Genomic DNA, 24,610 nt, shown 5'->3' on the forward strand with positions numbered 1-24,610 from the left:
GCGACGGCACCGCCCGAACCGCAAGCCCACCCCACTCCGGAAACTGCTGCCCGATGAGCTCCGCAACAACCTCAACCGACACATCCAGCTGTCCCTCATGCATCACGCCGAGCAGTATCCGGGAGCCTCAGCAGAACCCGCACACGATTTAGACGAGGACTGCAGGAGCAACGCGCGCCGACCCGATCCCACGATCGGCCTTACCGAGCCGGAACCGCACTTTGCCCTTCAGGACCGTCCCCGACTCGACCAGTCCGTCGACCAGCGCCTCGCCGGGGAAGAGCGTGAACGTCCACCGCTCGTTGTGTTCACAGTCCGGAGGCGTCGACCCGCACTGCAGCACCCGAGCACCCCAGACCTGCCGTGTCATCCACTCCCGGGTGTCCCGGCCGTCCACCACGAAGGCTTCGGAGGCGACGACGTCGTGGTAGCTGCCGAGCGACGGTCCGTAGGAGCCGGTCACGGTCGCGACCAGCCGCCACGGATCATCCCCGGGCAGCGCGACCCCGGCCGGGAGCCGATCGTCGAAGACATCGGGATCCGGTGTCGGTCGTACGTCGTCCGGCATCGGCCCGCGGGTGTCGAGCCGTGCCGCGTCCGGGACGAGCAGTACGCCGTACTCGACCTCGTCGGCGAACCGTGCCGACGCGAAGTGCCCGGCCAGCGCGCGGGTCGCCGCCGACGCCGCTCGCCAGTCGAAGGTGTCGAGCAGGTACTCGCGCGTGATCGCGGGCAGGCCGCGATCGCGGACGAGCGCGGCGGCCGGCCCGGTGCCCCAGGCGGAGACCAGCCGGTCGGCGGACGTGGCGACGAAGTCGTTCATCCCGGCCAACGCTAGCGGCCGGGACGGACAGCTCAGTGGGTTGGTAGTGGGCGGGCGCGGTCGGTGGCCAGGCGGATGGCGAAGACGGCTAGGGCGGTGCCGGTGAGGTAGCGGTGGATGCGCATCCAGGTGGGGCGGCGGGCGAGGAAGACCGCGACCGAGCCGGCGGTAATCACGAAGATGGCGTTCACGACGACGCCGACGACGAGTTGCGCCAGGCCGAGGATCAGGCTCTGGGCGCCGAGGTGGCCGCGGGACGGGTCCAGGAACTGGGGAAGCAGCGAGATGTAGAGGATCGCGATCTTCGGGTTCAGCAGGCAGGTGAGCAGGCCCATCCCGAACAGCTTCCGGGCAGGGTCCGGATCGAGTTCCGGGGTGGCGAACACCGACGTCGCGCCGGGGCGCAGCGCGTTCCACGCGAGCCAGAGCAGGTACGCCGCCCCGGCCAGCTTGAGCACCACGTAGATCTCGGGCACCAGCGCGAACAAGGTCGCGAGACCGGCGCTTGCCGCGAGCAAGTAGACCAGGAAGCCGACCCCGACACCGGCCAGCGAGATCAGCCCGGCGCGGCGGCCCTGGGCGATCGAGCGCGAGATCAGGTAGATCATGTTCGGTCCCGGCACGATCACCAGGCCCAGTTCGACCAGCGCGATCCCGAGCAGTGCCTCACCACTGACCAGCATTCCGTCGTCCCTCCCTCGGCGTACGACGAACCTAACAGCGCGGCGCCGGACGCCCGCGGGGTTTTCCGCCGGCTGGTATTCCGCTCGCCCGGCACGGTCACCGTCGGTTAGCGTGGGTGCGTACGCCTGACGGTTTGCTTGATGGTTTGAAGGAGACGGTATGAGCGACAAGGCCAGCAAGCCGGCGGACGATCTGCAGAAGAAGTTCCGGGAAGCGCTGGAGAAGAAGAACGCCGGCAACCACTCGCACCCTGGCAGCGGGGTCCGGGGTCAGGGCGTCGGCGAAGCGCACAACGACAAGCAGAAGCGCCAGTTCCGGCGCAAGTCCGGCAGCTGAGTTCCGCCAAACTGTCCATCCATCCGCATGAGCCCCGGGTTGCCGCCCGGGGCTCGACTTTTGCAGGCCGCGACAGGGCGCCGGGGTGCCACCCCGGCTCCACTATTGTCGAGGGGGTGAGCGAGCCGCTGCATTTCGTCGTCAAGACCCGCCTGATCGAGGTGGTGGAGCGGCTGGGGGAGGGCGCCGCGCTGCCGCCGGAGCGGGTGCTGGCGAAGGAGTTCGGGGTCTCGCGCTGGACCATGCGGCAGGCGATCCGGGAGCTGATCGCGGACGGCCGGCTGCGGGCGCGCCAGGGGCAGGGGACGTTCGTCGCGACGCCGAAGCTCGTGCAGCCGCTGGCGCTGGTGAGCTACACCGAGGCGCTGCGGGCGCAAGGTCATACGCCGGGGCGTGAGGTCGTCGCCTTCGACGAGCTGCCCGCGGACGCGGATCTCGCGGAGCAGTTGAAGCTGACCGAGGGAGATCCGGTGTACCGGCTCGAGCGCGTGCTGTTCGCGGACGGCCAGCCGATCGGGCTCGAGACGACGTACCTCTCGGTCGCCCGCTTCCCGACGCTGCGCGACGTGCTGGAGCCGACCGGCTCGCTGTACCGCTGCCTGACCGAGCAGTTCGGCGTGCAGTTCGGCGAAGGCGAGGAACTCGTCGAGACAGTCATCGCCACCCCGCGCGAGGCCGACCTCCTGAAGGCGACCCAGTCGCTCCCGATGTTCCTCCTGCACCGCAACACCCGCGATACCACCGGCACCCCGATCGAGGTGGTCCGCTCCCTCTACCGAGGCGACCGAGTCGGCTTCCGCGCCACCCTCCGCCCCTAGGGCGCGGGTCTGCTGTTCGTACGGCGTTCACGTGATGGTTCGTGCTGTCCCGGTACAGTCAGTGGTCCGGACCAATCGGGTGAGGAGCGGGTATGCGGGTTGTCGTGGTGGGTGGCGGGGTGCTGGGGACGTTCCACGCCTGGGAGGCCGTACGGCGTGGGCACGAGGTCGTCCAGGTCGAACGCGAGGCCGAGGCGCGTGGGGCCAGCGTGCGGAACTTCGGGTTGGTGTGGGTCAGCGGGCGGGCGGACGGCGCCGAGGTCGAGCTGGCGCAGCGGGCCCGCGACTTGTGGGTCGAGGTGCCGGGGGTCGGTGTGCGGACCGTCGGCTCCCTGACGGTCTGCCGGTCCGAAGCGGAGCTCGCGGTGGCCAAGGAAGCCGCGGCGCGACCTGATGCGGCGGCGCGTGGGTTCCAGGTGCTCGACGCCGAACAGACCCGTGAGCGCAACCCGGCCTTGAAGGGCGACCTGCTAGGCGCCTTGTGGTGCGCGCGCGACGCGATCGTGGAGCCGCGGGAGGTACTTCCGGCGCTAAGAGCCGAGCTGGTGAAATCAGGCCGCTACCAGTTCCTCGGCGGGCGCGAGGTGCGCAGCGTGCAGACCGGGCGGGTCGTCGACGACCACGGCGCCGCCCACGAGGGCGACCTGGTCTTCCTCTGCACGGGCGCGTGGCACAGCGGCCTGATCCGCGAGCTGGCCGAAGACCTCCCGGTCCGCCGGGTACGCCTGCAGATGATGCAGACCGCGCCGCTCGACGACACGCTCGCCACCGCCGTCGCCGACGCGGACAGCTTCCGCTACTACCCGGCGTACGGCGGCCCGGCCCTCGCCGGCCTGGACGCGCAGGCGCCGATCGCGCAGCAGCACAAGATGCAGCTGCTGATGGTGCAGCGGACGCACGGCGGCCTGACCATTGGCGACACCCACGAGTACGCCGAACCGTTCGGGTTCGACGTCCAGAGCGATCCGTACGACTACCTGCGCGACGCCGTGGAGAGCATCCTCGGGCGCGCGCTGCCGGCGATCACCCGGCGCTGGGCCGGTGTGTACTCGCAGGCGACCAGTGACGAGGTCGTCGTACGGCGGGAGGTCGCCGACGGCGTGCACCTGGTGACCGGGCCGGGCGGGCGGGGCATGACGATGTCGCCGGCGATCGCCGAGGCGTCGTTCGAGGGGATCAGCCCTGCTGATCGGTGAGTGCTACCGGCACGAGCAGTCCGGCCAGCCGATCCAGTTCGGGCTCCCAGCCCTGCCGGTGGTTCGCCGCGTCCTCGGCGTTCGAGAAGCCGGTGTGGCTGAGCAGCATCCGCGTCCCGCCGGCAACCTCGGACAGCTCGACCTGCACACGAGTGGGCTCGCCGTCCGAGCCGTCCCACTGCCAGCTGAACACCAGCCGGTACGGCGGTTCGACCTCGAGGTACGTGCCGCGCACCACGTGCGGCCCCATCTCCACGACGTACGCGCCGCCGGCCCGCACGTCGGCGTCGACCTTCAGCTCCAGTTGCGGGTTGGGGCAGTACCACTGCGCCAGGACCTCGGCGCGCGTCCAGGCGTCGTACACCCGGTCGATCGTTGCCGGGAGCACCCTTTCGATCTGGATCTCAGTGTCCATCGCCGTCCCCTCGCAGGAGTTCTTCCAACCGGTCAACGGTGCTGTTCCAGTACGCCGTGAGGTCGCCGAGCCACTGCTCCACCTCGGTGAGCGCCTCCGGCCGCAGTGAGCACACGACCGTCCGGCCGACCCGCCGCCGGCTCACCAGCCCGGCCTCGACCAGCACGCCGACGTGCTTGGTCATCGCCGGGGCGGTGATCCGGTGCGGCTCGGCCAGCTCGCCCATCGTGGCGTCGCCCCGACTCAGCCGGTCCACGACGGCCAGCCGGGTCGGGTCCGCGAGCGCACTGAACGTCGATACCAGCACCTGCGATACTTCACCAGTTGGTGAACTGTTCTGTCAAGGGCGGACCTCGAAGACCAGGTTGAACGGCGTCTCCGCGACCGTCCGGAACCGCGTGAACCCAGCCGCCTTCGTGACATCCCGGATCCGCGCCGGCCCGGCCTGCGTGCCGAGCGCGAGCCCCACCGGCTGCGACAGCGACGCGGGCGTGCAGAGCAGCGTCGAGAAGCCGTAGTACGCCCGCCCGACCGGGTTGAGGTTGTCCTCGACGCGGTCGCCGGCCATCGGCTCGACCAGCATCCAGGTGCCGTCCGGCGCGAGCGCCTCCCGCACGTGCCGGGCCGCGCCGACCGGATCGCCCATGTCGTGCAGCGCGTCGAACGTCGTCACCAGGTCGTACCCGGACCCGCTGAACCGGTCGGCCGCCGCCACCTCGAAGGACGCGCGATCCGCCACGCCTGCCTCGGCCGCGCGCTGCCGGGCGGTGTCGATCGAGCCGGCGTGGTAGTCCGAGCCGACGAACGTGGACCGCGGGAACGCCCCGGCCATCAGGATCGTGGAGGCCCCGTGTCCGCAGCCGATGTCGGCGACGGTCGCGCCGCGCTCCAGCTTCTCCACGACACCGTCGAGCGCCGGCAGCCAGCTGGGCAGCAGGTTCGCGTTGTACGACGGCCGGAAGAACCGCTCGCAGCCGACGTGCACGTCGGACGTGTGCTCGTGCCACCCGACGCCGGCGCCGCTCCGCGCGGCCTCGATCGTCTCGGTGGTGTGATGCACCGTGCCGAGCGCGATCTGGAAGAACCCGGGCAGGTACGCCGGGCTGCTCGGATCGGTCAGCGCCACGGTCTGCTCCGGCGGCAGCGTGTACCGGCCGGTGCCCGGGTCGTACTCGACGTAGCCGCCCGCGGCCTGGGCGTTCAGCCACTCGCGCGTGTAGTGCTCGTCGGTGCTGGTCCGCTCGGCCAGCTCCGCCGGCGTCGCCGGCCCCTGATCGGCGAGTGCCTGGTAGAACCCGAGCCGGTCGCCCATCACGACCAGTGCCGCGTTCAGCGTCGCCCCCACCTCGTCGACCGCCTTGTAGACCAGCCCCATCAGCTTGTCGACGTCGATTGCAACAGTCATTCGCTTTCTCCCCCTCAGTGGTTGGTACGGCGAACCTAGGTTCCGCGGCCGGCCCATCGCATCAGGTGGGGCTCCTGGTGCACACTGCGAGACATGCTCATCGGGCGGGACACGGAGCGCCGGGTGATCGAGCAACTGGTCGCGGGGGCGCGCGTCGGAGCCGCGGGCGTCCTGCTCGTCACCGGGGAGCCCGGTATCGGCAAAACCGCTCTACTCGACGAGGCCGCCGCCCTGGCCGGAGGACTGCAGGTCCTCCGAGCCCGCGGTACCGAGGCCGAACGTGAGCTGCCCTTCGCGGCACTGCTGCAATTGCTGCGCCCTGCCCTGGCCGGCCTGGATCGCATTCCGGGACCGCAGCGATCAGCCCTGACCTCAGCTCTAGCACTTGGTCCTGGGAGGCCGGCGGACCGCTACGCAGTCGGTGCCGCAACGCTCAGCCTGCTCTGCCGGTACGCCGAGAACTCGCCGCTCGCGCTCCTCGTCGACGACGCGCACCTGCTGGACCGCCCGTCCGCAGAGGCGCTGCTGTTCGCGGCCCGGCGGCTGGTGGCCGACCCGATCGCCATGGTGATCGCTGCACGCAGCCAGGAACCGCATCCCTTCGAGGCCGACCTGCCACGGCTGCAACTGGAGGGGCTCCCGCTGGACGCCGCACGACAGATCGTGCGACACCTCCCGACCGAGCTGGTCGAGCAGCTGCACCAGACCGTGGCCGGTAACCCGCTGGCGCTACTGGAGCTGGCCGACGATCCGGACCGCCTGCACCGGATGCCACCAGGCGTACCGGTCCCAGTGCCCGCAATGCTCGCGGAAGCCTTCGCCAGCAGGGCAAACCGGCTGAGCGCCGACGCACGCACAGCGCTGCTTGTAGCGGCCTTGGACGACCCTGAGCTTGCCGCGGTGTCCCGCGTGTGCGCAGAGCTCGGTGTAGACGTCAGTGCACTGGAGGAGGCCGAGGCGGCCGGCCTGGTCTTCCTGCGCGACGGCGAGGTGCAGTGGCGGCACCCCCTGGTTCGCTCCGCGATCTACACCGGCGCCGATCCCGCAGCACGACGTACGGCGCATCGCGCGGTGGCGCGGTCGACGCCGGACCCGGACCGGCAGGCCTGGCACCTGTCCGAGGCCGTTCTCGGCGCTGACGACGACGTCGCAGCCGGGCTGGTGCGCGCGGCTGAACACGCAACCGCACGAGGCGCCCATGCTGTCGCGGCAACGGCCTACGAACGCGCCGGACGGCTGAGCAACCACCTCCCCGACCGTGCGATCAGGTTGGTCGCAGCGGGCGAGGCGGCGTGGTCGGCCGGTCTGGCGGAGCGGGCCGAGGCACTGCTGGACGATGCGCTCGTCCTGCAGCCTCCGTTGCCGGTGCGGATCCGCGCGCAGGAGGTGCGCGGGGACATCGAGGCGAAGTGCGGGTCGCCGCGCCGGGCCCGGGACATCCTGGTCGCGGCGGCCGCGGAGTCGACGGACCCCGCGATTGCGACTGGACTGCTCGCCGATGCCGTCGGCGCGTGCTTCCGGCTGTGCGACGCCTCGGCCGGGCTGGAGGTGGCCCACCAGCTCGACAGCCTGCTGCCGGACATCGACCGGCCTGGTCCGCGCATCATCGGCATGCTGGCGAGCGGTGTCGCGAAGGTGCTCGCCGGCAGCGGCGGAACCGATCAGATCCGGGCAGCGATCGCACTGGCGCCGTCCGACGAGCTGGACCGGGACCGTCGCCGCCAGGTGTGGATGGTGCTGGCCGCGCTGTTCCTCCGGGAGACGGGCACTGGCCGGACCCTCCTGCAGCAGGCGATGCTGGAACGCCGTGAGCAGGTCGCGCTGGGGACCCTGCCCGGGCTGCTGTTCGTGCTGGCCCGTGACGACGCGACGACGGATCGCTGGGCCGACGCGGAGGCGTCGTACGACGAGGGGATCCGGCTGTCGCGGGAGACCGGTCAAACGGCTGAACTGGCGATGAACCTGGCAGGCCTGGCGTGGCTGCTGTCGCATCAAGGCAGAGCCGAGTGCCAGGAGCTGGCGGTGGAGTGCCTGCGGATCAGCGCGGAGCATGAGATCCACCTGGGCACGGTGTGGTCGCTGTTCGCGCTCGGTGACCTGGAACTGGGACGGGGCGATCCGGCGGCAGCACTACCGCAGTACGAACGGCTGGTCGACGTCCTGACTGACTACGGGCTCAAGGACCCGGACCTGTCGCCGGCGCCGGAGCTGGTCGAGGTGTACTCGCGGCTCGGACGGCCGGAGGATGCGCAACGGGTGATGCACGAGCACTCCGTACTGGCCGAGGCGAAGGGACAGCCGTGGTCGCTGGCGCGGGCGGCGCGGGCACGGGGTGTGGTGCGTGACAGCGAGCCGGACTTCGTACTGGCGCTCGGCTGGCACCAGGAGACGCTGGACGCGTTCGAACTGGCCAGGACCCGGCTGGCGTACGGCGCGTGGCTGCGACGGGTACGGCGACGCGTGGACGCGCGGACGCAGCTACGGCTGGCCGTGGAGGGCTTCGACGCGCTGGGCGCACTCGGCTGGGCGGACCAGGCAGCCGCCGAGCTGAAGGCGACGGGGGAGACCGCGCGACGCCGGGTCCCCAGCACTGCCGACGAGCTGACACCCCAGGAGCGCCAGATCGCCGTACTGCTCGCAGACGGTCACAGCATTCGCGAGGCCGCGGCGCGCCTGTTCCTCAGCCCGAAGACCGTCGAGTACCACCTCCGCAAGGTCTACGCGAAGCTGGGCATCCACTCCCGCGGCGAACTCACCGCCCAGCTCCGAAACGTCTGAACAGCGGGTTAAGGGCGGTTGAATGACATCGATGGGATTGCGGCTGCCTTGACAGGCAATGGCATCCTTTCGGGGTGACAGAGTTGATGGAGGCCGCGCGGCACCTGCTCGGCATCGCGATGGCCTCGCACTGGCTGCTGCTCATCCTGTTCGCCGTCGCCGCGATCGACGCGGTGTTCCCGGTGGTGCCCAGCGAGGGCATGGTGATCACCGCCGGCATGGCCGCGGCGGCCGGCCACCAGAACCTGCTGCTCGTGATCGCGGTCGCGATGGCGGGCTCGGTGATCGGCGAGACCGTCTGCTACTTCATGGGCCGCGGCTCCGGCCCGGCGCTGCATCGCTGGCTCAAGCGCCAGGAGCGCCGCCAGCGGCTCTACGAGAAGGTGTCGGCCGCGCTGCACTCCCGCGGCGGGCTGATCCTCATGACGGTCCGCTACATCCCCGGCGCGCGGATGGTCGCGACGCTGACCGCCGGCGCGACGCGGTACTCGTTCAAGAAGTTCCTGGTGTTCACGGCCGCCGGGGTGACCGTCGCCTACACGTACGTCGCCCTGCTCGGGTACATCGGCGGTGACGCGTTCGCGCACGACCAGTTGAAGGGCCTCGTGTTCAGCCTGAGCCTGGCCGCGCTGATCGGGCTCGTGCTCGAGACGTCCCGGCGGATCGCGGCCAGGCGGCGCGCGGCGAAGGTCACGGGCGCTTAACGATCCCCGCGCGGGTTTCGGCCCGACTGCGTGTCCCGGGCCAACCTTTGGCGATGCCTGTGCGTCAGTAGGCACGTGGTGAGGCCTGGGGCGAACCTCGCGGCCGCGGCGGTGGTCGTCGCGGCGATCGTCTTCGGGTGCGCCGACGTGCCGCTGGAGGGCGCTCCCAGCCCCAGCGAGCCCACTGCCTCGACGCCCACCGGTCGGCCGAAGCCGACCGTCAAGCCTCCTGCCGCGAAACCGGCAGCGGCGGCTCCGGTACTGCGGTCCTTCCCGGCCCGGCTGCCCGGCGGCAAGCCGCCGCTGTTCGTCGTGGTCTCGTTCGACGGCGCGGGTGACCTCGCGCTCTGGGCCCGGTGGCGAGCCGTCGCCCGGCAGTCGAACGCGCGGATGACGTTCTTCCTGTCCGGCCCGTACCTCTACCCGGAGGAGCGCCGGACCGACTACAAACCGCCGTACAAGAAGCCCGGCGCCTCCGACATCGGCTGGGGTGACAAGTCGAGCATCCTCGGCCGGGCGACCGTCCTGCGGGAGGCGATCGCCGAAGGCCACGAGATCGGCACGCACGCGAACGGGCACTTCTGCGGCAAGAACGGCATCGGCCGCTGGACGACCGCGCAGTGGACCGCGGAGCTGGGCGCGTTCGACAAGATGGTGCGGACCGGGCCGTCGCTCGCGGCCGGCAGGACGGTCGCGCCGCCGTTCGACCCGGCGACCGTGAAGGGCCTGCGGACTCCGTGCCTGGAGGGCAACCGCGCCGCGTACCGGCTCGCGATGGCGCAGCGCGGGATGTCGTACGACGCGTCCGCGCCCGGCTACCTCGCCTGGCCGAAGAAGGCGAACGGCCTGTGGAACTTCCCGCTCCAGTCCGTGACGCTGGCCGGCACGAGCAAGAAGACGCTGACGATGGACTACAACCTGTGGTTCGCGCAGACCCAGGCCCGCAAGGTGCCGATCGCCCAGGCGCCGGCGCTGAAGGCGCAGGTGCTCGCGACGTACCGCCAGGCGCTGGCGAAGTCGCGCGCCACCGGCAACCCGCCGCTGTTCCTCGGCAACCACTTCAACCGGTGGAACAACAGCGTGTACTCCGACGCGCTGACCGCCTTCGTCACCGAGACGTGCGGGCAGCCCGACGTACGGTGCGTCTCCAACGCGGAGCTGGTGGGCTGGCTGACGAAGTACGGCGTACCGCGCAGCCCGCGGCAGCCGTCATAGCCGCAGGTAGCCGTACGCGCTCTGCCAGGTGCCGCCTTCCTTGATCCGGCGGACGACGAGCTGCTGCAGGCGGGTGTCCTGCGGGAGCTCGTCGAGGCGCTCGAGGCCGTGCGTGCGGAAGGTGAAGAAGATCGCGCTGTCCTGGCTGTCGTTCGGCGTCCCGTACGGCGTGAACCGGCGGCCGAACTTCACCATGTTCGAGTCCTGCGGGAGGTTGTCGAGCAGGTACGGGTCGATCAGCCAGGACCACAGGTTCGCGGTCTTGACCGGGTACTCCGGGAAGTACCGCGGGAAGAACTCGCGCGCCTGCTGGAGGCTGTCGTCGACCGCCTCCGGCGTCAGCGGGCCGATCTCCGGAATGTGCACGCCGATGATCCACTCACCCGGCTCGGTCCCCGGCACCGGCTTGTCGGCCGGGACCTGGTGCAGCAGGTACTGCAACCGGCCGAGCGCGTAGATCTGGCCGGTCCAGTGGATCGTCATCCACCAGTGCGTCTCCAGGCCGTACGTGCCGTGGGTCCGCCGGTTCACCTTGAGCTGCTGGCCGAGATCGGCGAGCGTCGCCCAGCTGATGTCGTCCGGGATGCCGCGCTCCGCGTGGTACCGGCGGATGTCCGGCAGGGTATCCAGGAACGCTTGCACCGAGTTCCGCGGGTCCTCCGGCATCCGGAACTGCGGCTCACTCCCGAGCTTCCCGATCGCGTCCCGGATCTGGTCCGCGAGATCCTTCACCACCGCCTGGTCCGCGGCGAACTCCTCGGCCGCCTCCCGGTCGGCGTCGGCGAAACCCAGCAGGCGGTACTCCTCGACACTCGTCACTCGTCAACGGTAACCGATGTAAACGGGGCCAGAGACTTACCTTTCCTGGGCGAGACCGAGGTAGAGGATCTTCGGGTCGGCGGGGTTGAAGGCGAGCGACGGGATGCCGTCGTTGGTGTTGTGCCGCTTGGTCAGCTCGCCGGTCGAGGGGACGAAGCGGTAGAGGTCGGCGCCGAAGTTCGCGAACGACGTGCCGTAGCTGAAGTACAGCAGGTCCGGGTCGGTGGGCGACGCCCACAGCTGGTTGCCGTTGATCAGGTCGGCGCGGCTCTGGTCGAGCACCTCGCGGAACTTCCGCCCACCGTCGGCGGACTCCCAGATGAACCGCGTGGACCGGTCGCGGTCGTAGCCCTCCATCCACACCTTCGACGGGTCCGCCGGCGACATCGCCAGGCTGAACGCGTTCACCCGTTCGACCGGCGCCGACCGCGTCCAGCTCCGGCCGCCGTCGAACGTCACGTAGACCCCGTCCGACATCACGCCGACGACGATGTGGTCGGGGTCCCGCGGGTCCACCACGGCGTCGTACAGGAACAGGTCGGGAGCCGCCGGTATGCCGACCCGCTGCCACGTCACGCCGTCGTCCGTGGAGTCGTACAGCTGCCCGTCGCCGGCGACCGCGCGCAGTCGTCCGGGCCGCGCGTCCAGCGCCGCGAGCCCGCTCCACGCGACCGGGCCGAGGACCGTGGTGACCTTCGAGCCGTGCACGCGATGGATCGGCTGGTCGTTGACGCTGTAGATGTACGCCGAGTCGCCCGGACCCGGTTGTACGTCGTACGTGGTCAGGTCGTCGGCTACCTTGTCGAGCAGTTGCCAGCTGCACCCCGCGTCGCTCGAGCGCTGGATGGCCTGCTTGCCGATGCTGATCAGCGTGTTCGGCGCGGGCAGCGCCGCGACCTTCCCGTAGGTGACCGGCAGCAGCGTGCCGGTGGTCGGCGCGAGGACCGCGCCGTCGGTGACGGTGAACGTCACCGAGCCGTCACCGTACACCTTGCCGCAGTGCGGCCGGTTCCACGACGGCTCGGCGGCGTCCGCGGTGGCGGGGAGCAGGGCGAGGAGGGCGGCGGCCGCGGTCGCGACGGCGAAGGCGCGTGAGGTCATGCCCTTACAAGTAAGGGATTTCCGTCGCCGTCGGCCAGCGTTCGCACTGGCCGACAAGCGCCATGACGGAAAGCGGTCAGCCGGCCGCCGTGTCGATGTGCCGGGCGAGCACCAGGTCGTCCTCGGTGATGCCGCCGGCCTCGTGGCTGCTGACCCGGAAGGTGATCGCGGTGTAGCGGATGTCGATGTCCGGGTGGTGGTTCATCGCGTCGGCCAGCTGCGCCACGGTGGCGACCAGCCGGATCCCGTCCATGAACGTGTCCTTCTTGACCGTCCGCACCAGCTCGTTGTCGACGGCCTTCCACTCCGGCAGGTGGTCGCGCAACGCGAGGTCGATCTGGTCGTCGGTCAAAAGGTCAGCCATGACGTCACTCTAGACCCCTGCTCGGCCGAGATTCGTTGCGGCGGGTGGGCGACGTACCCGGGCGGCGGCCAGGAAGCCTGCGCCGGCCAGTGCTGCTCCGCCCAGGATGATCGTGCCGAAGACCCACGGTTGCGGGTCGTCGGCGTTGAAGGCGAGCAGGGTTCCGCTGACGGCCAGGCCGGTCGCGATGCTCATCGTGGCGACCATCTGGCCGGCGCTGCTGTTGCGGCCCGCGTTGTTCCGGTCGGACAGATCGAGGGTCAGCACGGACAGGCTCGACGAGCTCAGTCCCATACCGATGCCCGCGAAACCCCAGCCGATCAAGCCGATCCAGGTCGTCGCGTCGCTCAGCGCCAGGAACGCCGTCACCATCAGGCCGACGGTCATAAAGGCCAGCCCGGTGCGCAGTACGGTGACCCGCTCGAACCGGTGCTCACGTCCTTGCAACCAGGACCCGAGCGCCCAGCAGACGCCGGTGATCGACAAGGTCACGCCGGCCCGCGACGGGCTGAAGTGGTGCTGCAACGTCAACAGCAGCGGCAGATACGCGCCGACTCCGGCGAACGCGGCGCCGCCCAGTCCGCGTACGGCGACCACGGCCGGGAAGCCGCGGCGCGCGGTGAACGTGCCCGCGGGCATCACCCGGACAGCGGCCAGCCCGAGCACCACGAGCGCGACGAGTACCGCCGTACCGCCGAGCACCGGATGCGCCTCGAGGTGGTCACCGGCCACGGTCATCGTGAACAACGCGACCGACGCGGCGAGGGCCCACGGCAGAGCGGCGCGCCAGGCCTCGAGTTCGGCGGCGTCCTCGGCGGTACGTTCCGGCGCGGGCCCGGCGGCCGACTGGCGCATGGCCGGGCGGAGCAGCAGCCAGCTCGGCACGAGCAGCGCGAGCGCGCCGAGGAAGACCCAGCGCCAGCCGAACTGCTCCGTCACCACACCGGTCAGCACCGGCCCGAGTACCGACGGCAGAATCCACATCGCCGCGAACAACGAGAACATCCGCGGCCGCAGTACGGCGGGCAGCGCGCGGGCCACGAGCACCATCAGCGACACGTCGAGCAGACCCTCGGCCAGACCGCTGAGCAGCCGTCCGGCGATCACCGTCGGCATCGCGGTCGCCGTACCGACGAGGAGTTGGGCGACCGCGAACGAGACCGCGCCCGCGCGCAGCGTCGGGATCGGGCCGCGGCGGTCGGACCAGAGGCCCGCGATCGCCAGCGAGATCAGGTAGCTCGCGGTCGGCGCGGCGTTCGCGAGGCCGAAGCTGCCGAGCGCGTCGAACTCCCGGACCATCGTCGGCAGCGCCGTACCGACCGCCCGGTTCTCGAACGCGCCGAGCGTGACCAGCCCGATCACCCCGAGCACGAGGGGCAGGTGCTGACCGGTGAAGAGCTTGGGGCGGGCCTCGGCCGTCGTCGTCATGCCCGCAATCGTCGAAGTTCAAGCAAGGTTGAAGTCAAGACACGCGACTTCCGGGGAGTCTGAAGATCAGCACCAGGACCCGGAGGACGAGGACCGCGCAGATCACCAGCAGGTTGTAGCCGAACAGCTGGAACAGCGACATCGACTCGGTCACCTTCGGGCCGCCCGGCGTGCCGAGCAGCAGCACCGCCATGATGCCCGCGGTCGCGCCGAGGACCGCCAGCAACACCTGGTGCAGCAGGCCGGTGAAGTGCCGGCGGTCGCGCTCGTCGGCGAACAGGCGGACGTTCAGCCCGAGCCGTCCGCTCTCCGCGGCGGCCGCGATCCGGTCGACCCGGCGCGGCAGCCGGCGCAGTATCGGCAGCAACGTGACGAGTTCCTCGGTCGCCGTACGGCGCAGCGCGGCGGGCGCGAGGCGATCAGTGACATGCGCCGTGGCGAACTGCCGCGACGCGGCCACCAGGTCGAAGCCGGGGGAGATCCGCGAGATCGTGCCCTCGATCGTGGCCAGCGCGCGGAACACCGCGGCGACCTCGGGCGGTACGCCGAGCCGGTGCGAGGTGATGATCTGGAACAGGTCGTTGAACATCGCCGGCCCGAGCGCGACGCCGGCCGCGAGGTGCTTGGTCATGAACTGGCCGACGGCGCGTTCCAGCGCGCGCTCGTCGATCACGTCCGGGCGGTCGACGATCTCCAGCAGCGCGTCGGTGGCGGCCACCGGGTCGCCGTGGTCGACGGCGAGCAGGAACCGCTGCAGCGCCTCGCGGGTACCCGCGTCCAGGCGACCGACCGAGCCGAGGTCGAGCATGCCGATCCGGCCGTCGGTGAGCAGCAGGAAGTTGCCCGGATGCGGGTCGGCGTGGAAGACGCCGTCGATCGCCACCTGCCCGAGCAGGCAGTCGAAGAGCGCGCGGCCGAGCCGGGCCGGGTCGAGACCGCGGTCGGCGATCGCCTGCCGGGCGCTGCCGAGCCCGATGCCGTCGAGGCGCTGCATGGTCAGCACCCGGCGCGTCGAGCGCTCCGGGTACAACCGCGGTACGACGAGATCGTTGCTGGCGGCAACGGACTGGCCGGCGGCGACGGTGGCCATGTTGCCGGCCTCGACGGTGAAGTCGAGCTCCTCGCGCATCGCGTCCGCGAAACCGTCGGCGAGTGCCCGGACCCCCATCGCCCGGCCCCAGTCGGTGTTGCGGTCCAGCAGCCGGGCGAGGCGCCGGACGATGTCCAGGTCGCGGTCGACGACGGTGGCGATCCCGGGACGCTGCACCTTCACCACCACGTCGGTTCCGTCGGCGAGGCGGGCGGTGTAGACCTGGGCGACCGACGCGGCCGCGAGCGGCTCGGTGTCGAAGGCGGCGTACAGCTGGTGCGGCGGGGCGCCGAGCTCCTCGGTCAGCACCTGCTCGATCTGCGGCCACGGCGCGGGGGAGACCTGGTCCTGGAGCCGGCTGAGCTCGGCGGCGACCGAGGCCGGGATGACGTCGCTGCGGGTGGACAACACCTGGCCGAGCTTGACGAACGTGACACCGGCCTCGTCGAGTGCGAGCCGCAGCGAGCGGGCGAGTTCTGCCTGGCCGGCGGCGTTCTCCCGGCCGGGACGGCGGCGGCCGCGCAGGTACGGGCCGAGGCCGTGCCTGATCGCGATCCGGAGGATCTGCAGGTACCGGCGGGTGCGGGCGATTCGGCCGCTCAGGTCCCGGCGCAGATCGCGGGCCCGCGGCAACGACCCGGTCGGCACCAGGGCCTCGGCCAGCACCAGGAACACCAGGCCGGCGAGCATCGAGCAGAGCGCGATCAGCACCATGTAGGCGATCGCGGCGCCCTGCGAGCCGGTCCACGGCGGCGGGCCGATCATCGCGCTCGCCAGCGGGCCGGCCACGCTGAGCGTGAACAGCGCACCGGCCGCCAGCCGGCCGAGGCCGAACCGCACCCCGAGCAGCCGCTGCGCGGTCGGCACGAAGATCACCATGAAGACGGCCAGGTTCACGACCCCGAGCACCACAACGTCCATACCCGGAACCCTAGGCACTGGACAGGCCCGGGCGGCTCCCCCACGCGAGGGGTTGCCCCCTGAGCTGGAGGGTTGCCCCCTCGAATTCTCAGTGGGCAACCCTCCAGTTGGCGGGATATCCCCCGAACTGGAGGGTTCGCGCGGAAGGTCGGAGGTGAGGTACGGGCGGCAGCGAGCCCCTGGCTCCGGGTGGGGCCAGGGGCTCACTGCCGTTGCGCTGGGTGGTAGGTGTACTGCGTTACGCCGGGCGGCGGCGGATCTTGTTGCCGAGCCAGACCAGCGGGTCGTACTTGCGGTCGACCACGCGCTCCTTCATCGGGATCAGCGCGTTGTCGGTGATCTTGATGTGCTCCGGGCACACCTCGGTGCAGCACTTGGTGATGTTGCAGAAGCCCAGCCCGTGCTGCTCCTGCGCCTCGTGCTGGCGGTCTGCGGCGTCCAGCGGGTGCATGTCGAGCTCAGCGATCCGCATCAGGAACCGTGGGCCGGAGAAGCTCTCCTTGTTCTCCTCGTGGTCCCGGATCACGTGACAGGTGTCCTGGCACAGGAAGCACTCGATGCACTTGCGGAACTCCTGCGACCGCTCGACATCGACCTGCTGCATCCGGTACTCACCCGGCTTGAGGTCCGCCGGCGGCTTGAAGGCCGGTACCTCGCGTGCCTTCTGGTAGTTGTACGAGACGTCCGTGACCAGGTCGCGGATCACCGGGAAGGTGCGCAGCGGCGTGACCGTGACGACCTCGTCCTCAGCGAACGTGTTCATCCGGCACATGCACATCAGCTTCGGCATGCCGTTGATCTCCGCGCTGCAGGAGCCGCACTTGCCGGCCTTGCAGTTCCAGCGCACCGCCATGTCCGGCGCCTGGGTGGCCTGCAGCCGGTGGATGACGTCGAGGACGACCTCGCCCTCGTTCACCTCGACCTCGTAGTCCTTGAGATCGCCGCCCTCGGCGTCGCCCCGCCAGACCCGGAATTTGCCCTTGTAACTCATGCGGTCGGCAGCTCCTCGTCCGTCAGGTACTTCTTCAGCTCGTCGATCTCGAACAGCTCCAGCAGGTCCTCGCGCATCGGGATCTGCTGCTCCTCGGTGACGTTCACGCTGCCGTCCGCGTCGAGCGCGCAGACCAGCAGTTTCTTGCGCCACTCGGCCGACATCGTCGGGTAGTCGTCGCGGGTGTGCCCGCCGCGCGACTCCTGGCGCAGCAGCGCCGCCCCGGCCACGCACTCCGACACGGTCAGCATGTTGCGCAGGTCGAGCGCGAGGTGCCAGCCCGGGTTGAACTGCCGGTGACCCTCCACCGTCATCTTCGCGATCCGGCTGCGGAACTCGGCCAGCCGGCCGAGTGCCTGCTCCATCTCCTCTTCCTTGCGGATGATGCCGACCAGGTCGTTCATCGCCTGCTGCAGTTCCTGGTGGATCGTGTACGGGTTCTCGCCGCCCTCGAGCTCGAACGGCGCCAGCGCGTCGGCCGCCGCCGCGTCGACGTCGGCCTCGTCGATCTTCGGCCGCTCCCGCAACTGGTCGACGTACGACGCCGCGCCCATGCCGGCGCGCCGCCCGAACACCAGCAGGTCGGACAGCGAGTTGCCGCCGAGCCGGTTCGAGCCGTGCATGCCGCCGGCGACCTCACCGGCCGCGAACAGACCGGGCACCCGCGACTGCGCGGTGTCCGGGTCGACCTCGACGCCGCCCATCACGTAGTGGCAGGTCGGGCCGACCTCCATCGGCTCGGCGGTGATGTCGACGTCCGCCAGCTCCTTGAACTGGTGGTGCATCGACGGCAGCCGCCGGGTGATCTCCTCGGCCGGGAGCCGCGAGGACACGTCCAGGAACACACCGCCGTGCGGCGTCCCGCGGCCGGCCTTCACCTCGGCGTTGATCGCGCGGGCGACCTCGTCGCGGGGCAGCAGCTCCGGTGGCCGCCGGTTGTTGTCCGGGTCCTTGTACCAGCGGTCGGCCTCGTCCTCGGTCTCGGCGTACTGCGCCCGGAACACGTCCGGCACGTACTCGAACATGAACCGCTTGCCCTCGGAGTTCTTCAGCACGCCGCCGTCACCGCGGACCGACTCGGTGACCAGGATGCCCTTCACCGACGGCGGCCAGACCATGCCGGTCGGGTGGAACTGGATGAACTCCATGTTGATCAGCGTCGCGCCGGCCCGCATCGCCAGCGCGTGCCCGTCACCGGTGTACTCCCAGGAGTTCGAGGTGACCTTGAAGGACTTGCCGACGCCGCCGGTCGCGAGCACGACGGCCGGCGCCTCGAACAGCACGAACCGGCCGGACTCACGCCAGTACCCGAAGGCGCCGGAGATCGCGTCGCCGTCCTTCAAGAGCTCGGTGATCGTGCACTCGGCGTACACCTTGAGGTTGGCCTCGTAGTCGCCGGTCGCCTCGAAGTCCTCCTGCTGCAGCGAGACGATCTTCTGCTGCAGGGTGCGGATCAGCTCCAGGCCGGTGCGGTCGCCGACGTGCGCCAGCCGCGGGTAGGTGTGGCCGCCGAAGTTGCGCTGGCTGATCCGGCCGTCGGGCGTGCGGTCGAACAGGGCGCCGTACGTCTCCAGCTCCCAGACCCGGTCCGGGGCCTCCTGGGCGTGCAGCTCGGCCATCCGCCAGTTGTTCAGGAACTTCCCGCCGCGCATCGTGTCGCGGTAGTGGACCTGCCAGTTGTCGTTGGAGTTCGCGTTGCCCATCGCGGCGGCGCAGCCGCCCTCGGCCATCACCGTGTGCGCCTTGCCGAACAGCGACTTGCAGATGATCGCGGTCTTCTTGCCCTGCTCGCGGGCCTCGATCGCCGCGCGCAGGCCGGCGCCGCCGGCCCCGATCACGACGACGTCGTAGGAGTGTCGTTCCAGCTCAGTCATGGAAAGTCTTCAGATCCTCAGTTGATGATGCGCAGGTCGGAGAACCACCCGGCGGACAGCGCCATGATGTAGAAGTCGGTCAGGATCACGGTGAACAGCGACGTCATCGCGAAGGTGCCGTGCTTCGGGTTCAGCTTGGACACGAAGGTCCAGTACCGGTAACGCAACGGGTGCTTGGAGAAGTTCTTCAGCCGGCCGCCGACGATGTGCCGGCAGGCGTGGCAGGACAGCGTGTACAGCCAGAGGAACACCAGGTTCACCCAGATGATCACGGTGCCGAGGCCGATCCCGAACCCGCCGCCGTCGCCGTGGAACGCCAGGATGCCGTCGTACACGTTGAGCACACCGAAGACCAGCGCGCCGTAGAAGAAGTAGCGGTGCAGGTTCAGCGCGACCAGCGGGAACTTGCGCTCACCGGTGTAGTTCTTGTGCGGCTCGGGCACCACGCACGCGGCCGGCGCGAAGAACAGCGACCGGTAGCCCGCCTTGCGGTAGTAGTAACAGGTGCCGCGGAAGCCGGCCAGGACCGCGAAGGTGATCAGGCTGAACGGCAGGAACCGCGGGAAGTCGCCGAACCAGGTGCCCAGGTGGCTGGAGCCCTCCACACAACTGCTGGTGACGCAAGGCGAGTAGAGCGGCGTGAGGTAGTGGTAGTCGTCGACCCAGTACCACTTGTTCATGAAGATCCGGACCGTCGCGTAGACGATGAAGAACAGCAGGATCACGCCGATCCGCAACGGCGCGAGCCACCAACGATCCGATCGTGCGGTCTTGAGCCCAACTTGCGCGCGACCTGGCGCGCTCACTCCGGTAGTCATCAGGGCGCGTGCCGATCGGGTGCGCCGAAGCCTTCGTGTTCCGCGTCGGTCCACATGGACGCGTCGTATTCCACGTCGGGAATCTCCTCGAGTTCCTCCGGAACTGGTCCGGGCCTGTGCCTGGGGTCGGGCGGGCCCAGCTCTGCGAGATCGTCGCTCAGCCGGGCAACGTCGGACACCAGGCGGCGGATGCCGAGGGTGTCACCGTACTCCTGGCTGAGTTTGCCGACCGCCGCGTGCAGGCCTTCGAGTGCTCGAGCGACTGATGCAACTGCACTGTTGCCTTCACTCATGCCGACTCCAGTAATGGTTTTGTAGCTGTCAGTATGGGCACACTTTGCCCCTGCCGAGCGCGCAACGGAAGACCCCTCGGTACGGCGTGTTTCCAGTAAGGCTTACCTCAGTTGCGAGGACGCCGACGGGTGGAGTAGTGGGGCGAATCCGGCCCGTAGGACAACGAGATTCGCCGGCGGCGTGAGCACTTCGACCTGCTGCGGACCGCGTGTTCGAACCGGTGCGCCGTACCCCTGCCAGGACCACGGCAGCAGCTGCCGGTCGAGCACCAGTGCCGGCGAGCCATCGAACCGCAACATCGCCCCGTCGGGCAGTTCGGACAGGTACTGCGTGGTCGTCCGCTGCCGGCGGGTCCGCGGGTCGACCCGCTGGCTGTGCAGTACCGCGTCCATCTCGGCGGCGCGCAGGCGTTGCGGCCACGCGCCGGCGTACCGCAGGAAATCGCTGCGCCGGCAGTAATGGCACGGGCGATGGCCGGCGGCGAGTGCGACGGCCTCGTCGAAGAAGAACAGAGCGGTCCAGCGGCCGGGTGGCATCGGGTCGCGACGGCGGCCTTGGAAATCAAGGGCACAGCAGATCCACGCCTTCGATCGCCAGCGGGTGACGCCGAGCGTGCGGTCCGGGCGGTGGATGCTGCCGCGGTTGCCCATCAGCAGACCGCGGCCGGGATCGGCGACGATCTCCTGGGTGGGCAGGACCCTGTTCTGGAGCGGCATACCCACATCGTGTCCGACGCGGTGGGCGGTTTCTGGCAGAGTCGCCCTGACCGGGGCGGTGGGGTGGGGAAGGAATCGATGCAGTGCAGACAGTGGTTGGAGTGGCGGTAGTACGCGACGGGCTGGTGCTGGCGGCGTACCGGCCGGGGGACGATGGCGGGTGGGAGTTCCCGGGCGGGAAGGTGGAGCCGGGGGAGACCGACGAGCAGGCCGCGGTCCGGGAGATCCGCGAGGAGCTGGACCTGGAGATCAAGGTCGGCGAGTCGCTGGGGCCCGGTGTGGACATCTCCCCGGAGTACCGGCTGCACGTCTACCTGGCGACGGCCGTCGGCGGCGACCCGGTACTGCGGGAGCACTCGGAGCTCAGGTGGTTCGCCGCCGCGGAGCTCGACGAGCGGGACTGGCTGGCGCCGGACCGCCCGTTCGTCCGGGTTTTGCGGACCAGCTTGTAAGTGGTACACATCACACCGATTGCGGCCGGTCAGCGGGTTTCAACCCGGAGCGATCGCGCAGCCCCGCCTGGCCGGCTGCCTGAATCGTCACGATTCGGTGACTAGCGCCGGATGCCCATGGCGTCCACACTGCGAGATACATAAGGTTCCCGGCAACCCGGGTGAGCCGGGTGGAAGGCCGGGGAGACTCACCACGAAGGACGGGTGACGGGCGATGACGCTGGGGGTATCGGAGACACAGCCCCCCGACGAGGGACTGCCGGCGGACGCGCTTGCCGAGACTGCCGAGGCGAAGGAGATCGAGGGCCGGTCGCTCGGCCGGATCGCCTGGACGCGGCTGCGCCGGGACAAGATCGCCGTGATCAGCGCGATCGTGATCCTGCTGATCATCGCGGTCGCGATCTTCGCGCCGCTGATCGTCAAGCTGAACGGGTTCCCGCCGGACCAGTTCAACAAGCTCGACGCCGACGGCAACCCGCTGCTGAACACCCGGGACGGCGGGATCCCGATCGGCGGCCTGTGGGGCAGCGGCACCAGCGCCGAGCACTGGCTCGGCGTCGAGCCGCAGAACGGGCGGGACGTGTTCTCCCGGCTGGTCTACGGCACCCGCGTCTCGCTGCTGGTGGCGCTCGGCGGCACGATCATCGCGGTCGTGCTCGGCACCGTCATCGGGATGGTCTCCGGGTACTTCGGCGGCTGGGTCGACACCGCGCTCAGCCGGCTGATGGACATCATGCTGAGCTTCCCGTCGCTGCTGTTCGTGATGGCGCTGACGCCGGTGATCGCCTCCCGCGGTCAGGACCTGTTCGGCATCCCCGACGACAACACGCTGCGGATGGGCGTGCTGATGTTCGTCCTGGGCTTCTTCGGCTGGGCCTACCTGGCCCGGATCGTCCGCGGCCAGACGCTGTCGCTGCGCGAGCGCGAGTTCGTCGAGGCGGCCAGATCGCTCGGCGCCGGGCCGTTCTACGTGATCTTCCGGCAGGTGCTCCCGAACCTGCTGCCGACGCTGCTGGTCTACACGACGCTGCTGATCCCGAGCTACATCACCGCGGAGGCGGCGCTGTCGTTCCTCGGTGTCGGGATCAAGGAGCCGACCTCGTCCTGGGGCCGGATGATCGCCGACGCGTCGGCCTGGATCGAGAGCAACCCGCTGTACCTGTTCTTCCCCGGGATGGCGCTGTTCATCACCGTGCTGGCGTTCAACCTGCTCGGTGACTCGGTCCGCGACGCCCTCGACCCGCGTGCCGGAAGGGGCTGACCGGTGGGCCGTTACCTGATCCGCCGCCTGCTGCAGGCGGTCTTCGTGCTGGTCGTGATCAGCGCGATCACGTTCTTCCTGTTCTGGGCGACACCGGCCAACCCGGCGCTGCTGATCTGCGGCAAGAACTGCAACACCGAAACCGTTGCCCAGGTCAACGCGACGTACGGCTTCGACGACCCGCTGATCGTCCAGTACGGCAACTACATGCAGGGCCTGGTGAGCCCGGGCGGCCGGACGATCGGCTCCGAGGGCAACGAGCGCAACTGCGCCTGGCCGTGCTTCGGGGAGTCGTACCAGAACGGCATCCCGGTCTGGGACTCGATCAAGACAGCCTTCCCGGCCACGCTGTGGCTGGCCGTCGGAGCCGCGGTCCTCTGGCTGCTGGCCGGCGTCCTGCTCGGCCTGATCGCGGCGTTGCGCAAGGGCAAGTTCATCGACAAGCTGAGCGTCGGGCTGGCCCTGTTCGGCGTGTCGTTCCCGACGATCGTGTTCGGCTACCTGCTGCTGTTCCTGTTCATCGTGCAGCTGAAGTGGATCCCGTTCCCGGACACGGCGAACTCGGCGCTGTTCACGGTCGGGCCGGTGAAGTGGCTGCAGTTCTACATCCTGCCGTGGATCACGCTGGCGCTGGTGTTCGCGGCGCTCTACACCCGGCTCACCCGGGCCAACATGATCGACACGATGAACGAGGACTACATCCGGACCGCCCGGGCCAAGGGCCTGGACGAGCGGACCGTGGTGTTCAAGCACGGGCTGCGCTCCGCGCTGACGCCGATCGTGACGATCTTCGGCCTGGACGTCGGCGGCCTGCTCGGCGGCGCGGTGATCACCGAACAGATCTTCAGCATCACCGGCCTGGGGAGGTTCGCGATCCAGTCCGTGCTCAGCAACGACCTGCCCGCGATCATGGGCGTGGTGCTGTTCGCGGCGATCTTCGTGGTACTCGCGAACATCGTCGTCGACGTCCTGTACGCCGTCATCGACCCGCGCGTGCGGCTGTCCTGATCAGGTGAGGTGACCTGGTGACCGAATCCGTGACCAGTACGACGCCGGCGGACAGCCGCGCCGGCCGGCCGTTCCTGGAGGTCAAGGACCTGCAGGTGCACTTCCCGACCGACGACGGCCTGGTGAAGGCCGTCAACGGCCTGAACTTCACGCTGGAGCGCGGCAAGACGCTCGGCATCGTCGGCGAGTCCGGCTCCGGCAAGAGCGTGTCCAGCCTGGCGATCATGGGCCTGCACAAGGGCAGCCGGGCGCAGGTGACCGGCGAGATCTGGCTGGACGGCGCCGAACTGGTGTCGATGTCGGTGCCGGAGATCCGGACCCTGCGCGGCCGGAAGGTCGCGATGATCTTCCAGGACCCGCTGTCCGCGATGCACCCGTTCTACCGGGTCGGCGACCAGCTGACCGAGGCCTACCTGGTGCACAACGACGCCCCGAAGGCGGTCGCCCGCAAGCGCGCGATCGAGCTGCTCGACCGGGTCGGCATCCCGTCGCCGGACAAGCGGTTCTTCGACTACCCGCACCAGTTCTCCGGCGGTATGCGGCAGCGCGCGATGATCGCGATGGCGCTGATGTGCGACCCGTCGCTGCTGATCGCCGACGAGCCGACCACCGCGCTGGACGTCACCGTCCAGGCGCAGATCCTGGACCTGATGAAGGACCTGCAGAAGGAGTTCAACTCCGCGATCATCCTGATCACCCACGACCTCGGCGTGGTCGCCAAGATGACCGAGAACGTGGTCGTGATGTACGGCGGCCGGGTGGTCGAGTCGGCGAATGTCCGGGACATCTTCTACCGCCCCGAGATGCCCTACACCTGGGGTCTGCTCGGCTCGATCCCGCGGGTGAACCGCTCCGGCGACGGGCGGCTCAAGTCGATCCGCGGTACGCCGCCGTCGTTGATCAACCTGCCGAAGGGCTGCCCGTTCCAGCCGCGCTGCGACTACCAGCAGCACGTCGAGGGGCATTCGTGCGTCGCGGAACTGCCGGAGCTGCTGCAGATCGGCCACGAAGGTCACCACGTGCGCTGCCACATCGACTCCGAGCAGCGCCGCCGACTGTTCGCCGACCAGGTCAAGCCGAGCCTGTGATGCCCGAGGAG

25 protein-coding genes are annotated in these 24,610 nt (G+C 69.8%); 10 read left to right on the forward strand and 15 right to left on the reverse strand.

Features of this window, described 5'->3' with window-relative positions:
• Positions 1–148: 148 nt before the first annotated feature.
• Positions 149–823 carry a hypothetical protein gene (locus tag ABN611_RS20470; RefSeq protein WP_350281504.1) on the reverse strand — a complete coding sequence of 225 codons (675 nt, stop codon included), beginning with the start codon at positions 821–823 and terminating at the stop codon, positions 149–151.
• Positions 824–855: 32 nt separating this feature from the next.
• Positions 856–1,506 (reverse strand): LysE family translocator, encoded by a 651-nt coding sequence (locus ABN611_RS20475; protein WP_350281505.1) that lies wholly within the window; start codon positions 1,504–1,506, stop codon positions 856–858.
• Positions 1,507–1,666: 160 nt separating this feature from the next.
• Between ABN611_RS20475 and ABN611_RS20480 the strand changes: the two genes are divergently transcribed.
• From ABN611_RS20480 to ABN611_RS20490, 3 genes are all read left to right on the forward strand, one after another.
• The gene (locus ABN611_RS20480; protein ID WP_167206996.1) at positions 1,667–1,843 is read left to right on the forward strand and encodes a DUF5302 domain-containing protein; all 177 of its coding nucleotides are present in this window, start codon (positions 1,667–1,669) and stop codon (positions 1,841–1,843) included.
• Positions 1,844–1,959: 116 nt separating this feature from the next.
• Complete coding sequence (locus ABN611_RS20485; RefSeq protein ID WP_350281506.1) at positions 1,960–2,661, forward strand: GntR family transcriptional regulator; 702 nt, start codon at positions 1,960–1,962, stop codon at positions 2,659–2,661.
• A 92-nt stretch (positions 2,662–2,753) separates the two neighbouring features.
• Positions 2,754–3,857: a TIGR03364 family FAD-dependent oxidoreductase gene (locus ABN611_RS20490; protein ID WP_350281507.1), complete on the forward strand. Its 1,104-nt coding sequence runs from the start codon at positions 2,754–2,756 to the stop codon at positions 3,855–3,857.
• Here the strand turns inward: ABN611_RS20490 and ABN611_RS20495 are convergent.
• The 3 genes from ABN611_RS20495 to ABN611_RS20505 are packed head-to-tail and all read right to left on the reverse strand — an operon-like array spanning position 3,838 to position 5,677.
• Positions 3,838–4,272, reverse strand: a complete 435-nt coding sequence (locus ABN611_RS20495; RefSeq protein WP_350281508.1) for an SRPBCC domain-containing protein — start codon at positions 4,270–4,272, stop codon at positions 3,838–3,840. The two genes, ABN611_RS20490 and ABN611_RS20495, sit on opposite strands and share 20 nt — an antisense overlap.
• Positions 4,262–4,579: a metalloregulator ArsR/SmtB family transcription factor gene (locus ABN611_RS20500; RefSeq protein ID WP_350281509.1), complete on the reverse strand. Its 318-nt coding sequence runs from the start codon at positions 4,577–4,579 to the stop codon at positions 4,262–4,264. The genes ABN611_RS20495 and ABN611_RS20500 overlap by 11 nt, the downstream gene beginning before the upstream one ends.
• A 33-nt stretch (positions 4,580–4,612) precedes the next feature.
• Positions 4,613–5,677: a class I SAM-dependent methyltransferase gene (locus tag ABN611_RS20505; protein WP_350281510.1), complete on the reverse strand. Its 1,065-nt coding sequence runs from the start codon at positions 5,675–5,677 to the stop codon at positions 4,613–4,615.
• 93 nt (positions 5,678–5,770) lie between these two features.
• Here ABN611_RS20505 and ABN611_RS20510 point away from each other — a divergent pair, with 93 nt between their 5' ends.
• From ABN611_RS20510 to ABN611_RS20520, 3 genes are all read left to right on the forward strand, one after another.
• A complete protein-coding gene (locus ABN611_RS20510) occupies positions 5,771–8,455 on the forward strand; it encodes an AAA family ATPase (protein WP_350281511.1) in 2,685 nt (894 codons plus the stop codon).
• Positions 8,456–8,529: 74 nt separating this feature from the next.
• Entirely contained in the window at positions 8,530–9,159 is a 630-nt protein-coding gene (locus ABN611_RS20515) for a DedA family protein (protein ID WP_350281512.1), read from the forward strand.
• Positions 9,160–9,234: 75 nt separating this feature from the next.
• Positions 9,235–10,374: a hypothetical protein gene (locus ABN611_RS20520; protein ID WP_350281513.1), complete on the forward strand. Its 1,140-nt coding sequence runs from the start codon at positions 9,235–9,237 to the stop codon at positions 10,372–10,374.
• Here the strand turns inward: ABN611_RS20520 and ABN611_RS20525 are convergent.
• The 10 genes from ABN611_RS20525 to ABN611_RS20570 form a co-directional block, all read right to left on the reverse strand.
• Positions 10,369–11,193, reverse strand: coding sequence for an acyltransferase domain-containing protein (locus ABN611_RS20525; RefSeq protein ID WP_350281514.1), 825 nt, complete (start codon positions 11,191–11,193; stop codon positions 10,369–10,371). The genes ABN611_RS20520 and ABN611_RS20525 overlap by 6 nt on opposite strands.
• Positions 11,194–11,229: 36 nt before the next feature.
• Positions 11,230–12,294 carry a hypothetical protein gene (locus tag ABN611_RS20530; RefSeq protein ID WP_350281515.1) on the reverse strand — a complete coding sequence of 355 codons (1,065 nt, stop codon included), beginning with the start codon at positions 12,292–12,294 and terminating at the stop codon, positions 11,230–11,232.
• Positions 12,295–12,370: 76 nt separating this feature from the next.
• On the reverse strand, positions 12,371–12,658 hold the full coding sequence (locus tag ABN611_RS20535) for a 4a-hydroxytetrahydrobiopterin dehydratase (protein ID WP_350281516.1): 288 nt from the start codon (positions 12,656–12,658) through the stop codon (positions 12,371–12,373).
• Positions 12,659–12,667: 9 nt separating this feature from the next.
• The gene (locus ABN611_RS20540) at positions 12,668–14,086 is read right to left on the reverse strand and encodes an MFS transporter (protein WP_350281517.1); all 1,419 of its coding nucleotides are present in this window, start codon (positions 14,084–14,086) and stop codon (positions 12,668–12,670) included.
• 34 nt (positions 14,087–14,120) lie between these two features.
• Positions 14,121–16,097, reverse strand: a complete 1,977-nt coding sequence (locus ABN611_RS20545; RefSeq protein WP_350281518.1) for an AarF/UbiB family protein — start codon at positions 16,095–16,097, stop codon at positions 14,121–14,123.
• Between the two features lie 238 nt (positions 16,098–16,335).
• Positions 16,336–17,088, reverse strand: coding sequence for a succinate dehydrogenase/fumarate reductase iron-sulfur subunit (locus tag ABN611_RS20550; RefSeq protein WP_350281519.1), 753 nt, complete (start codon positions 17,086–17,088; stop codon positions 16,336–16,338).
• On the reverse strand, positions 17,085–18,962 hold the full coding sequence (locus ABN611_RS20555; RefSeq protein WP_350281520.1) for a fumarate reductase/succinate dehydrogenase flavoprotein subunit: 1,878 nt from the start codon (positions 18,960–18,962) through the stop codon (positions 17,085–17,087). The genes ABN611_RS20550 and ABN611_RS20555 overlap by 4 nt, the downstream gene beginning before the upstream one ends.
• A gap of 17 nt (positions 18,963–18,979) precedes the next feature.
• On the reverse strand, positions 18,980–19,780 hold the full coding sequence (locus ABN611_RS20560) for a hypothetical protein (protein WP_350281521.1): 801 nt from the start codon (positions 19,778–19,780) through the stop codon (positions 18,980–18,982).
• A complete protein-coding gene (locus tag ABN611_RS20565; RefSeq protein WP_350281522.1) occupies positions 19,780–20,073 on the reverse strand; it encodes a hypothetical protein in 294 nt (97 codons plus the stop codon). The genes ABN611_RS20560 and ABN611_RS20565 overlap by 1 nt, the downstream gene beginning before the upstream one ends.
• Positions 20,074–20,175: 102 nt before the next feature.
• Complete coding sequence (locus ABN611_RS20570; protein WP_350281523.1) at positions 20,176–20,790, reverse strand: hypothetical protein; 615 nt, start codon at positions 20,788–20,790, stop codon at positions 20,176–20,178.
• 101 nt (positions 20,791–20,891) lie between these two features.
• On the opposite strand from ABN611_RS20570, the gene ABN611_RS20575 reads away from it, so the two are divergent.
• The 4 genes from ABN611_RS20575 to ABN611_RS20590 all read left to right on the forward strand — a co-directional run bounded on the left by ABN611_RS20575 (position 20,892) and on the right by ABN611_RS20590 (position 24,599).
• The gene (locus ABN611_RS20575) at positions 20,892–21,242 is read left to right on the forward strand and encodes a (deoxy)nucleoside triphosphate pyrophosphohydrolase (RefSeq protein WP_350281524.1); all 351 of its coding nucleotides are present in this window, start codon (positions 20,892–20,894) and stop codon (positions 21,240–21,242) included.
• 214 nt (positions 21,243–21,456) lie between these two features.
• The gene (locus ABN611_RS20580) at positions 21,457–22,503 is read left to right on the forward strand and encodes an ABC transporter permease (protein ID WP_350281525.1); all 1,047 of its coding nucleotides are present in this window, start codon (positions 21,457–21,459) and stop codon (positions 22,501–22,503) included.
• A 3-nt stretch (positions 22,504–22,506) separates the two neighbouring features.
• The gene (locus ABN611_RS20585) at positions 22,507–23,511 is read left to right on the forward strand and encodes an ABC transporter permease (protein ID WP_350281526.1); all 1,005 of its coding nucleotides are present in this window, start codon (positions 22,507–22,509) and stop codon (positions 23,509–23,511) included.
• A gap of 17 nt (positions 23,512–23,528) precedes the next feature.
• Positions 23,529–24,599: an ABC transporter ATP-binding protein gene (locus ABN611_RS20590; RefSeq protein ID WP_350281527.1), complete on the forward strand. Its 1,071-nt coding sequence runs from the start codon at positions 23,529–23,531 to the stop codon at positions 24,597–24,599.
• Positions 24,600–24,610 lie beyond the last annotated feature (11 nt).

This window comes from Kribbella sp. HUAS MG21 (genome assembly GCF_040254265.1).
GTDB lineage: Bacteria > Actinomycetota > Actinomycetes > Propionibacteriales > Kribbellaceae > Kribbella.

Excerpts from the sequence above, each read along its gene's own strand:
- ABN611_RS20580 (WP_350281525.1), top strand. The coding sequence starts at position 21,457 with ATGACGCTGGGGGTATCGGAGACACAGCCCCCCGACGAGGGACTGCCG.
- ABN611_RS20545 (WP_350281518.1), bottom strand. The coding sequence starts at position 16,097 with ATGGACGTTGTGGTGCTCGGGGTCGTGAACCTGGCCGTCTTCATGGTG.
- ABN611_RS20565 (WP_350281522.1), bottom strand. The coding sequence starts at position 20,073 with ATGAGTGAAGGCAACAGTGCAGTTGCATCAGTCGCTCGAGCACTCGAA.
- ABN611_RS20495 (WP_350281508.1), bottom strand. The coding sequence starts at position 4,272 with ATGGACACTGAGATCCAGATCGAAAGGGTGCTCCCGGCAACGATCGAC.
- ABN611_RS20475 (WP_350281505.1), bottom strand. The coding sequence starts at position 1,506 with ATGCTGGTCAGTGGTGAGGCACTGCTCGGGATCGCGCTGGTCGAACTG.
- ABN611_RS20540 (WP_350281517.1), bottom strand. The coding sequence starts at position 14,086 with ATGACGACGACGGCCGAGGCCCGCCCCAAGCTCTTCACCGGTCAGCAC.
- ABN611_RS20505 (WP_350281510.1), bottom strand. The coding sequence starts at position 5,677 with ATGACTGTTGCAATCGACGTCGACAAGCTGATGGGGCTGGTCTACAAG.
- ABN611_RS20535 (WP_350281516.1), bottom strand. The coding sequence starts at position 12,658 with ATGGCTGACCTTTTGACCGACGACCAGATCGACCTCGCGTTGCGCGAC.
- ABN611_RS20480 (WP_167206996.1), top strand. The coding sequence starts at position 1,667 with ATGAGCGACAAGGCCAGCAAGCCGGCGGACGATCTGCAGAAGAAGTTC.
- ABN611_RS20510 (WP_350281511.1), top strand. The coding sequence starts at position 5,771 with ATGCTCATCGGGCGGGACACGGAGCGCCGGGTGATCGAGCAACTGGTC.
- ABN611_RS20555 (WP_350281520.1), bottom strand. The coding sequence starts at position 18,962 with ATGACTGAGCTGGAACGACACTCCTACGACGTCGTCGTGATCGGGGCC.
- ABN611_RS20530 (WP_350281515.1), bottom strand. The coding sequence starts at position 12,294 with ATGACCTCACGCGCCTTCGCCGTCGCGACCGCGGCCGCCGCCCTCCTC.
- ABN611_RS20560 (WP_350281521.1), bottom strand. The coding sequence starts at position 19,780 with ATGACTACCGGAGTGAGCGCGCCAGGTCGCGCGCAAGTTGGGCTCAAG.
- ABN611_RS20470 (WP_350281504.1), bottom strand. The coding sequence starts at position 823 with ATGAACGACTTCGTCGCCACGTCCGCCGACCGGCTGGTCTCCGCCTGG.
- ABN611_RS20570 (WP_350281523.1), bottom strand. The coding sequence starts at position 20,790 with ATGCCGCTCCAGAACAGGGTCCTGCCCACCCAGGAGATCGTCGCCGAT.
- ABN611_RS20550 (WP_350281519.1), bottom strand. The coding sequence starts at position 17,088 with ATGAGTTACAAGGGCAAATTCCGGGTCTGGCGGGGCGACGCCGAGGGC.
- ABN611_RS20490 (WP_350281507.1), top strand. The coding sequence starts at position 2,754 with ATGCGGGTTGTCGTGGTGGGTGGCGGGGTGCTGGGGACGTTCCACGCC.